Consider the following 3,580-nt stretch of genomic DNA (forward strand, 5'->3'; position numbering starts at 1 on the left):
GTCGGCGAGGGCGTTGAGGCCGCGCAGGAGTTCTTCCCGGTCGGTGCCGACGATGACGGCGCGGTGTTCGAGGCGGGCTCGTCGCAGGAGGGAGCTGCCGATCTGTGCGGGGGTGAGGTCGGGGTGGTTGTGTGCGTGGTCGAGCAGCCGTCGGGCCATGTCGGCCAGGGCTGCCGGGGTCTTGGCGGACAGCACCCAGGGCACGACGGCCGGCGGCGGTTCCTCCTGACTGACCGGCGCGTCCTGGTCGTAGGGTGCTTCTTCGAGGATCACGTGCGCGTTCGTCCCGCTCACCCCGAACGCCGAGACTCCCGCCCGGCGCGGGCGGTCCTCGGTGTCCCAGGGGCGTGGCTCGGTGAGGAGGCGGACAGTGCCGGCGGACCAGTCGACGTGCGGGGTGGGCGCGTCGACGTGCAGGGTCCGGGGCATGGTGCGGTGCCTCAGGGCGAGGACGGTTTTGATCACCCCTGCCATCCCGGCGGCGGCCTGCGTGTGGCCGATGTTGGACTTGAGCGAGCCCAGCCAGAGCGGCCTGTCGGCGTCCCGATCCTGCCCGTAGGTGTTGATGAGCGCCTGCGCCTCGATCGGGTCGCCCAGCACGGTGCCGGTCCCATGGGCCTCGACGAGGTCCACGTCCCGCGCGTCGAGCCCGGCGTTGGCGAGGGCCTGGCGGATGACGCGCTGCTGGGAGGGGCCGTTGGGGGCGGTCAGTCCGTTGGAGGCGCCGTCCTGGTTGACGGCCGTGCCGCGCACGGTGGCGAGGACGGTGTGGCCGTTGCGGCGGGCGTCCGACAGCCGCTCGACCAGCACCACCGCGACGCCCTCCGACCAGCCCGTGCCGTCCGCCGCCGCAGCGAAGGCCTTGTTGCGGCCGTCGGCCGCCAGTCCGCGCTGCCGGGAGAACTCCACGAACGTCGACGGCCGGGCCATCACGGCCACACCCCCGGCGACGGCCAGGTCGCTCTCGCCGGAGCGCAGCGACTGCGCGGCCAGGTGCAGCGCGACCAGCGAGGAGGAGCACGCCGTGTCGACGGTGACCGCCGGGCCCTCGAAGCCGTAGGTGAAGGCGACCCGGCCGGACAGCACACTCGGGAGGTTGTTGTGCGAGGTGTAGCCGTCGACGCCCTCGCCGATCAGGTCCGCGCCGATCGTGTACCCGGTGTGGAATCCGCCGGCGAACACCCCGGTCCGGGTGGAGCGCAGGGTGGTCACATCGATGCCCGCCCGTTCGAAGACCTCCCAGGAGGTCTCCAGGAACACCCGGTGCTGCGGGTCCATGCCCAGCGCCTCGCGCGGGGAGATCCGGAAGAACGCGGGATCGAAGTCGGCGGCGCCGTCGAGGAATCCGCCGGTCCGGGTGTAGGTCTTGCCCGGCAGACCCGGCTCGGGATCGTAGATCGCGTCGATGTCCCAGCCCCGGTCGGTCGGGAAGTCGGACAGCGCCTCGCCGCCGGAGTCGAGCAGCTGCCACAGGTCCTCGGGGGAGCCGATTCCGCCGGGCAGCCGTACGGCCATGCCGACGATCGCGATCGGGTCGTCGTCGCCCACCGGCGCCGTGGCCGCCGGGACGTCGTCGCCCGGCGCCGGGGCGCCGGTCAGCTCGCCGACCATGAACGCGGCCACCGCCCGCGGAGTCGGATGGTCGAAGAGGAGCGTGGTCGGCAGCCGTACACCGAACGCCTTGACCAGCGTGTTGCGCAGCTGCACGGCCGTCATCGAGTCGAAGCCCTGACCCGTGAAGGGCGCGTCCGGGTCCACCGCCGAGGGGTCCGGGTGTCCGAGCACGGCTGCCGCGTGGGCGCGTACCCCCTTCAGCAGGGCGGCCTCGCGGTCGCCCTCGGGCAGCTCGGCCAGGCCCGACACGGGGCCGCCGGTCTCGGGCTCGCGCAACGCGGCCCGCACCTCGGGCAGTTCGCTCAGCAGCGGGCTGGGGCGCGCGGCGGTGAAGCCGGGCGCGAACCGCGTCCAGTCGACGTCCGCGACCGACACCGTCGTCTCGTCCCGCTCGACAGCCGCGAAAAGCGCACGGACCGCGGTCTCCGGGTCCATCGCGGTGACGCCGAGCCGCGCCAGCCGCTCCGCCGCCCCGTCGACCGCGCCGAGACCCGCCCCGGCCCAGGAACCCCAGGCCACCGAGGTCGCCGTCAGCCCGCGTCGGCGCCGGTCACGGGCCAGCGCGTCGAGGTAGGCGTTGGCGGCGGCGTACGCGCCCTGCCCACCGCCGCCCCACACGCCCGCGTTCGACGAGACGAGGACGAACGCGTCGAGCGGACGGTCGCCGAGCACCGTGTCCAGATTCCGGGCCCCGACGACCTTCCCCTCCAGGACGCGCGCGAACTCCTCCGGGGTCGTCTCGGCGATGAGACTCTGCTGCCCCAGCCCCGCGGCGTGCACCACGGCGGTCAGCGGCCGGTCCTGCGGTACGGCGGCCACCAGAGCGGCCAGCGCCTCCGGGTCGGCCACGTCACAGGCCGCGACGGTCACCGAGGCGCCGAGGCGTTCGAGTTCGCCGACCAGCTCCGCCGTGCCCTGCGCGGCGGCTCCCCGGCGGCCGGCCAGGAGCAGATGCTCCGCACCCGCGGCCGCCAGCCGACGCGCGATCTGTCCCCCGACGCCCCCCGTGCCGCCGGTGATCAGGACGGTGCCGCGCGGGGTCCACGGCCGCCGGTCCGGGCTCCCGCCGTTCCCGCCCAGCGGCGCCCGCACCAGCCGCCGGGCGAACACCCCGGAGGCGCGCACCGCGAGCTGGTCCTCGTCGCCCTGGCCGCGCAGCACCCCGACCAGATGCCGCAGCACCCGCTCGTCCGGCGCCGCGGGCAGGTCCACCAGACCGCCCCACAGCCGGGGCTGCTCCAGCGCGGCCACCAGCCCGAAGCCCCAGGTGAGCGCCTGCGCGGAGGAGACCTCCGGCCCGTCGGGACCATCTACGCCGCCCGTCGTCACCGCCCACAGCGGAGCGGTCATCCCGGCGTCGGCCAACGCCGGCACGAGCGCCGCGAGCAGCGCGAGACCGACCGGAACCGCCGGGAAGGCGGCCTGCGGCCGCTCGTCCAGCGAGAGGAACGACAGCACTGCCCCGTACCCGGCCCGAGCCACGCCCTCCGACGCCAGCCGCTCGGCCAGGACACCCCGCTCGGCCTCCGCGATCTCCCGTACGACGCACTCGGCGCCGTGCGCCCGCAGCGCGTCCAGCGTCCCGGTCACCCTGCTGTCACCGGCGAAGCCCTCCGGTACGACGACGAGCCAACTCCCGGCCGACCGGCCCGGGTCGACGAGCCCCAGCCGTCGCCAGACGACCCGGTACCGCCACGCGTCCGCGGCCGCCCGCTGCCGGCTGCGCCGCCGCCAGCCCGCCAGCGCGGGCAGCGCGGAGGCGACGGCATCCCGGTCCCGGTCCTCGACCACGTCCAGGGTCGTGGAGAGGACGGACAGGTCCTCCTCCTCGACCGCCTTCCAGAACAGCACCTCGTGCGGATCCGCCGCTGCGGTCTGCTGGGGGGCGGGTGTCGGCCAGTAGTGCTGGTGTTGGAAGGGGTAGGTGGGGAGGCTGGTGGTCCAGGCGGGCGGGGGCGCGGACGAC

The 3,580-nt window shown here is 75.1% G+C and carries 1 protein-coding gene; it reads right to left on the reverse strand.

The window, feature by feature from the left end; all coding sequences use genetic code 11:
- Positions 1 to 3,580 (reverse strand): SDR family NAD(P)-dependent oxidoreductase (locus ACFPIH_RS56090; RefSeq protein WP_385879434.1); only part of this gene is annotated, 3,580 nt, incomplete at both ends.

Origin of the sequence: Streptomyces vulcanius, assembly GCF_042653945.1 — a bacterium.
Classification (GTDB): Bacteria; Actinomycetota; Actinomycetes; order Streptomycetales; family Streptomycetaceae; genus Streptomyces; species Streptomyces mangrovi.